General features: G+C 47.7%; 6 protein-coding genes and 2 tRNA genes. 3 read left to right on the top strand and 5 right to left on the bottom strand.

Translation table 11 applies throughout. From position 1 onward, the window contains the following. Positions 1–18: 18 nt before the first annotated feature. From ACY2VW_RS13575 to ACY2VW_RS13555, 5 genes are all read right to left on the bottom strand, one after another. Entirely contained in the window at positions 19–1,029 is a 1,011-nt protein-coding gene (locus tag ACY2VW_RS13575; RefSeq protein ID WP_461878412.1) for a GGGtGRT protein, read from the bottom strand. Between the two features lie 25 nt (positions 1,030–1,054). Next, positions 1,055–1,747: an iron-sulfur cluster assembly scaffold protein gene (locus tag ACY2VW_RS13570; protein WP_055217708.1), complete on the bottom strand. Its 693-nt coding sequence runs from the start codon at positions 1,745–1,747 to the stop codon at positions 1,055–1,057. 224 nt (positions 1,748–1,971) lie between these two features. Beyond that, the gene (locus ACY2VW_RS13565; RefSeq protein ID WP_461874251.1) at positions 1,972–2,637 is read right to left on the bottom strand and encodes an acyltransferase; all 666 of its coding nucleotides are present in this window, start codon (positions 2,635–2,637) and stop codon (positions 1,972–1,974) included. Positions 2,638–2,685: 48 nt separating this feature from the next. Then, on the bottom strand, positions 2,686–4,785 hold the full coding sequence (locus tag ACY2VW_RS13560; RefSeq protein ID WP_461878411.1) for a DNA topoisomerase: 2,100 nt from the start codon (positions 4,783–4,785) through the stop codon (positions 2,686–2,688). Beyond that, the gene (locus tag ACY2VW_RS13555; RefSeq protein WP_055217715.1) at positions 4,782–5,540 is read right to left on the bottom strand and encodes a formate/nitrite transporter family protein; all 759 of its coding nucleotides are present in this window, start codon (positions 5,538–5,540) and stop codon (positions 4,782–4,784) included. The genes ACY2VW_RS13560 and ACY2VW_RS13555 overlap by 4 nt, the downstream gene beginning before the upstream one ends. A 423-nt stretch (positions 5,541–5,963) precedes the next feature. Here ACY2VW_RS13555 and ACY2VW_RS13550 point away from each other — a divergent pair, with 423 nt between their 5' ends. From ACY2VW_RS13550 to ACY2VW_RS13540, 3 genes are all read left to right on the top strand, one after another. Beyond that, entirely contained in the window at positions 5,964–6,089 is a 126-nt protein-coding gene (locus tag ACY2VW_RS13550; RefSeq protein ID WP_461878410.1) for a hypothetical protein, read from the top strand. 154 nt (positions 6,090–6,243) lie between these two features. Then, a tRNA-Val gene (locus tag ACY2VW_RS13545) sits at positions 6,244–6,316 on the top strand. Positions 6,317–6,337: 21 nt separating this feature from the next. Beyond that, positions 6,338–6,411, top strand: a tRNA-Met gene (locus tag ACY2VW_RS13540). Positions 6,412–6,667 lie beyond the last annotated feature (256 nt).

Here is a 6,667-nt window from a genome sequence, read left to right as displayed (position 1 = left end):
CGCAAGTATTGGATAACTTTAGAATTTGCCAGCTTTTGCTGCCTCTTCAACAGCTACAGCAACAGCAACAGTCATACCAACCATCGGGTTGTTTCCTGCGCCGATCAGACCCATCATCTCTACGTGAGCCGGTACAGAAGAAGAACCTGCAAACTGAGCGTCAGAATGCATACGTCCCATTGTATCGGTCATACCGTAGGAAGCAGGACCTGCTGCCATGTTGTCCGGGTGAAGAGTACGTCCTGTACCACCGCCGGAAGCAACGGAGAAGTATTTTTTACCAGCTTCGATACGCTCTTTTTTGTAGGTACCTGCAACCGGATGCTGGAAACGAGTCGGGTTGGTGGAGTTTCCGGTGATGGAAACGTCAACGTTCTCTTTCCACATGATAGCAACACCTTCGCGAACATCGTTAGCGCCGTAGCAGTTAACTTTCGCACGCGGGCCGTTGGAGTATGCTTTTCTGTATACTTCTTTCAGCTCGCCGGTGTAGTAGTCATACTCGGTCTCTACATAAGTAAAGCCGTTGATACGTGCGATGATCTGAGCAGCGTCTTTTCCAAGACCGTTCAGGATAACACGCAGAGGTTTCTGACGTACTTTGTTTGCTTTCTCAGCGATACCGATAGCACCCTCAGCAGCTGCGAAGGACTCATGTCCAGCCAGGAATGCGAAGCACTCGGTGTCCTCTTCCAGAAGCATTTTGCCAAGGTTACCATGGCCAAGACCAACTTTACGCTGATCTGCTACAGAACCCGGGATACAGAAGGACTGAAGTCCCTCACCGATTGCTGCTGCAGCTTCAGAAGCTTTACGACATCCTTTTTTGATTGCGATTGCTGCGCCTACCGTGTAAGCCCATTTTGCATTTTCGAAGCAGATTGGCTGAATGCCTTCGACCATTTTGTATACATCGAGGCCAGCGGCTTTTGTAACTTCTGCTGCTTCTTCGATCGAGTTGATTCCGTACTCAGCGAGCTTAGCCAGAATCTGTTTCTCTCTTCTTTCGTATGATTCAAATAAAGCCATTTTCCTATCCTCCTAAATTATCTGATTACTCTTTTCTCGGGTCAACGATCTTAACAGCATCAGCAACACGTCCGTACTGTCCGCTTGCTTTCTCGAATGCTGTGTTTGCATCATCGCCGGCTTTGATGAAGTCCATCATCTTTCCGAAGTTGATGAATTTGTAACCGATAATCTCGTCATCCTCATCCAGTGCGATACCTGTTACATAACCGTCGGTCATTTCAAGGTAACGAGGTCCTTTTGCAAGGGTTCCGTACATAGTACCAACCTGGGAACGAAGTCCTTTACCAAGGTCTTCCAGTCCGGCACCTACAACCAGTCCGTCCTCGGAGAATGCACTCTGGCTTCTTCCGTAAACGATCTGAAGGAAGAGTTCTCTCATTGCAGTATTGATAGCATCACACACAAGGTCAGTATTCAGAGCCTCAAGGATGGTAAGGCCCGGAAGAATCTCAGATGCCATAGCTGCAGAATGAGTCATTCCTGAACATCCGATAGTCTCAACGAGAGCTTCCTGGATAACGCCCTCTTTTACGTTCAGAGTCAGTTTGCAGGTACCCTGCTGCGGTGCGCACCAGCCAATACCGTGAGTGAATCCGGAAATGTCTTTGATCTCTTTTGCTTTTACCCATTTTGCTTCCTCCGGAATCGGAGCTGCACCGTGATGCACGCCCTGGGTAACCGGACACATCATTTCTACTTCGTGTGAATAAGTCATTGTTAAACTCCTTTCAAATATGTACTTATTTGAGCTTTTGTCTTTCGAACGGACCGTTTCCAGCCTGTTCACAGACCTATGGTTATTGTCTCACAAAATTGGCCATTCGTCCAGCCTATTTTGATAAAAAATTGCAAAGACCGCCGAAAAACGATAAAATTTCCGGCGGTCTTTGCAAACGATCTGTTTGATTTTCTTGCGATAAAACAAAATATTTTTAATTATCAGATTTTTTTGACAATTTCCTTCGCGTTTTTAAAGATATGACCCGACGGGATCACACCACGGACGCAGGAGAGCGGGTAAATGTTGGAATTTCTTCCGACAACGGTTCCCGGATTCAGCACGCTGTTGCAGCCGACCTCAACCTCATCGCCGAGCATCGCACCGAATTTTTTCAGTCCGGTTTCGATCTGTTCGTCGGCGCCTTTGACAACGACAAGCTTCTTGTCGGATTTTACATTGGAAGTAATGGAACCGGCACCCATGTGCGCTTTGTGGCCAAGAACAGAGTCACCGACGTAATTGTAGTGCGGAACCTGTACTTTATTAAAGAGAATAACATTTTTCAGCTCGGTGGAGTTTCCAACGACAGCGCCTTCGCCGACGATGGCGTTTCCGCGGATAAAAGCACACTGGCGGATCTCCGCGCCTTTTCCGATAATGCATGGGCCGTTGATGGAAGCGGTCGGTGCGATACTGGCATCTTTTGCGATCCAGATATTTTCGCCGCGTTTTTCGTATTCTGCCGGATCAAGCGTCTCGCCGAGTTCAAGAATAAAGTCCTTGATGAGCGGAAGCACTTCCCATGGATACGTTTTGCCTTCAAAGATTTTTGCGGCAATGGTCTGGGTTAAATCATAAAGTTCAGAAATGGTTGCATCTTTCATAAGTGATTCATCCTTTCTTTTTTCTGTTCCTGTTTATCTTACCACATTTCAGGTGTTCTGTGCGGTCTTTTTTCTGTTCGAAGAAGACTTTGCAGAAGAGCTTCTTGAAGACGTGCTTTTTCCGACACCGGAACGTGTGGAAGAGGCTTTTTTATAGTACGGCGCGGACGCATCAAAACTGCTCTTTAACTGGAACTGGTTCCGCATCTGCTTTACATTCACGGTGTGGCGTGTTACAAAGTTTTCCAGTTTTCCCATATATTCCTCAGAGGTAATGGATCCCTCCGCCACATAGGTGAGTCCCTTTTCCCAGCTTGCTGTCAGCTCCGGGTTCAGAAGCGGACGGATGGACTGGTGGACAACATCGTAGATCATTTCGCCGAGCTGCGTCGGTGTGATGACCTGCGTCTTTTTGTTCAACGCGAGATACTTGATAAAGACAAGCTTTTTTAAGATTTCCGCACGCGTCGCACTCGTTCCGATGCCGCTTCCCTTGATCTGCTCACGGAGCTCTTCATCCTCGATGAGCTGTCCGGCATTCTCCATCGCAAGGATCATGGAACCGGAAGTATAGCGCTTCGGCGGGGAGGTTTCGCCCTCTTTGATCGAGAGACCGAGCAGGTTCAGTTCACTGCCTTTTTTTAACTGGGACAGTGCGGCAAGGAATGCGGGATCGCACGTTGTTTCCTCATCTTTTTTACGGTCATCGTCCTCATCCTTTTTACGGAAGAAGGAGTAGTGCATCGCTTTTAAGTAGCCCTCCTCCACGAGAACACGGAAGTTGGAAAAGAACTGTTCGCCGCCGATTTCCGTCACAAGCGCAACCTTCTGATAGACGGCCGGCGGATAGAAGATACCGAGAAAACGGCGGACAATCGTTTCGTATACTTTGGCGGAAAGCTCCGAAAGATTCCGCAGATTGCCAAGGCCCTGTCCAGTCGGAATGATTGCGTAGTGGTCAGTGATCTGTTTATCATTCGTATAACGGGTGGAACCGATCTTTTTCCAGCTCCCGCCCTGTAAAATTTCATCCGCAAGACCGCGGCAGATGTTGTACTGCTGCAGGCCGCGCAGGTTCTTGCTGATTTCCTTTGCAACGGCAGAAGAAAGCACACGGGCGTCGGTACGCGGATAGGTAACCAGCTTTTTCTCGTAAAGCTCCTGGACGACTTTCAGTGTTTCATCCGGGCTGATTTTGAAGAAGCGGGCACAGTCGTTCTGCAGCTCCGCAAGGTTGTAGAGCAGCGGCGCATTTTTATTCTCTTTTTTCCGCTCCATTTTCAGAACGCGCGGGATCAGAGGATTCTGTGCTTCTAATTCGTCAATCAGCTTCTGTGCGTCTTCTTTTTTCTGGAATCCATTCTCCTTATAGAGAAGCGGCGAGTTAAAATAGCGGCTTCCTTTAACGGCACGCCATTCGCCTTCGAAATTCCGCCCGTTAAAAGAAAGACCGGCGATGACACGGTAGAACGGTGTTTTTACGAAACTGCGGATTTCGCGTTCGCGGCGCACGACCATGCCGAGCACGCACGTCATGACACGGCCGACGGAGATGGCCTGGTATTTGGTGCCGAGATACGATGCGACGGCGTTTCCATATTTTAACGAGAGAAGACGGGAAAAGTTAATGCCCATCAGGTAATCTTCTTTGGCACGGAGATAAGCGGAAGCTGAGAGATTGTCGTATTCACTTTCATCCTTCGCTTCGCGGATGCCGCGCAGGATTTCTTCTTCTGTCTGTGAATCAATCCAGACACGTTTCTGCTTCTTGTCTTTGATACCGGCCATCTGTGCGACGAGGCGGTAGATATATTCTCCCTCGCGCCCGGAGTCGGTACAGACATAAATGGTCTCGATATCTTCCCGGTGGAGCAGGCCGCTCACGATGTTGAACTGCTTTTTTACTTCCGGGATTACTTCATATTTAAAATTTTCAGGCAAAAAAGGCAGGGTCTCAAGACTCCACCTTTTTAACGCAGGATCGTATTTTTCCGGGTAGCTCATCGTAACCAGGTGGCCGACGCACCAGGTTACGACGGAAGTTTCCGACTCCAGATACCCGTCCCTGCGCTGCATATTCTGTTTTAATGCTTTTGCGAATTCCTGAGCGACGCTCGGTTTCTCCGCAATGTATAAGGATTTTGTCATTTATCTGCACTCATCATTCGAAGCGGCCAGGCAAGGAGCAGTCCGCCTCCGATCATATTTCCGATAGTTACAATTACCATACTTTTCAGCGCGGCGGTAAGAGAGATGCCGCCCGGAACGAGAAGTGCGGCGGTAACGAAGGTTGCCATATTGGCAATGCAGTGTTCGAAACCGGCAACAACGAATCCGGAGATACAAAGTATGATCATGAAAAATTTCGCAACTTCATTTTTGCATTTCATGCCGCAGGCAACGGCAAGGCAGACGAAGAAGTTGCAGAGAATGGCGCGGAAGAACATTTCTCCCACAGGAATGGAAAGTTTGTTCCCAATAAAGCCCGCATAGTAATCAGCGGTGCCGGAAGCGCCTGCCAGTACGAAAATCACGGAGAGGATCAGACATCCGACGAAATTTCCGATGTAGCTGACGAGCCATACTTTTCCAACCTGCGTCCACGATACTTTTTTATCGAAGGCACCAAACGCCATGACAAGATTGTTTCCAGTAAAAAGCTCTGCGCCGATGAACACGATCAGAAGAACCGCGATAGCAAACACGATACCGCCAAGCAGCTTGCCCCACGCAGGATCGGAACCCTGGAAGACATTGCCGACTACGTTGGAGAAGATCATGGCAACGACGATAAAAAAGCCTGCCATGACCGAGCGGAGAAAGTATTTTCCAGGCTGTTCTTTCAGTAGCTTCGCCTTGTTTACCGCTGCCTCTGAAAATTTTTGTACGTCATCATAAGGCATATGTTACTCCTTTCTTATGTCCCGCATGCAGCAGGGGACATATCCCCGTTTTTTGTGTCCTGGGGATGGCCATTATTCCCGGGACACTTTGTGGAACGGTCACCGGGTTCGCTCTTTCGACTTTGGCTATTATATCATCCCCGGGGAAAATTCGCAATGAAGGAACGCGAAAAAACTGCATTTCCGCAGAAATATCAGAAAATGGAAGAGAAAGTAACACATTGTATGAGAATGAGAATGGAAGATGGAAAGGCGCGCAGTATGTCGTAAAACGAAGCTATGCACCGCAGGGCGCTTATGTGGAAGCGGACGAGTGGGGAAAAGCAGAGCTCTATGTTTACAGTGAAGCGCTGAAGCCGGAAAAACTGACGTACCGTCTTGCATTGAGGGAACGGGAAGTACGGCGATTATGGGGAGGAAGGAATGTGCATCGGTATGTGTGTGGGATGTGCGCTTGGCAGTGCCCTGAATGGAAATGCCGGACTTGGACTGTCGATTGGAATGCTGATCGGGCTGGTGATTGGAATGTGTATTCCAAAAAGAAAATAGCAGAAAATGCAGGAAGTGGAATGAAATCGACGCTATTGTAGAAATAAAAGAAAAAATTTGAAAAATTTTAAAAATTACCGTTGACAAATTGAGAGAACAGTGCTAGAATCTATAAATGTCAGCAGGATATAAGAGCTGACAAAAAACAAGATATGGGATCTTAGCTCAGCTGGGAGAGCATCTGCCTTACAAGCAGAGGGTCATAGGTTCGAGCCCTATAGGTCCCATATTTATCAAAAATTACATATGGCGAGATAGCTCAGTTGGCTAGAGCACGCGGTTCATACCCGCGGTGTCGAGGGTTCGAATCCCCCTCTCGCTACGTCAGAAACTCCTGTGTGAACGGGAGTTTTTTTGCGCCCTGAAATGCTTGCAAAAATCGAATGGATGATTTCTTTTTGAGAGCGGATATTATATAATGAGAAAAGAATATAAGTACAGAGGACTAATCGTTAAGTAACCAAAAACATAGAAATATGTTTATAAATATAGATAAAAGTGGACATACGAAATCTCTTATCTATAGCTTAACAATAGGTCTCAAGCCTAAGTGACTGCTACTGTCGAAAGACATGTTG

The sequence above is a fragment of the Fusicatenibacter sp. genome (genome assembly GCF_977045365.1).
The sequence above is the reverse complement of the archived record's forward strand: the minus strand, read 5'-3'. Positions and strand labels throughout refer to the sequence as shown.

Coding starts and splice junctions, on each gene's coding strand:
- ACY2VW_RS13575 (WP_461878412.1), bottom strand. CDS start 1,029: ATGGCTTTATTTGAATCATACGAAAGAAGAGAGAAACAGATTCTGGCT.
- ACY2VW_RS13570 (WP_055217708.1), bottom strand. CDS start 1,747: ATGACTTATTCACACGAAGTAGAAATGATGTGTCCGGTTACCCAGGGC.
- ACY2VW_RS13565 (WP_461874251.1), bottom strand. CDS start 2,637: ATGAAAGATGCAACCATTTCTGAACTTTATGATTTAACCCAGACCATT.
- ACY2VW_RS13560 (WP_461878411.1), bottom strand. CDS start 4,785: ATGACAAAATCCTTATACATTGCGGAGAAACCGAGCGTCGCTCAGGAA.
- ACY2VW_RS13555 (WP_055217715.1), bottom strand. CDS start 5,540: ATGCCTTATGATGACGTACAAAAATTTTCAGAGGCAGCGGTAAACAAG.
- ACY2VW_RS13550 (WP_461878410.1), top strand. CDS start 5,964: ATGTGCATCGGTATGTGTGTGGGATGTGCGCTTGGCAGTGCCCTGAAT.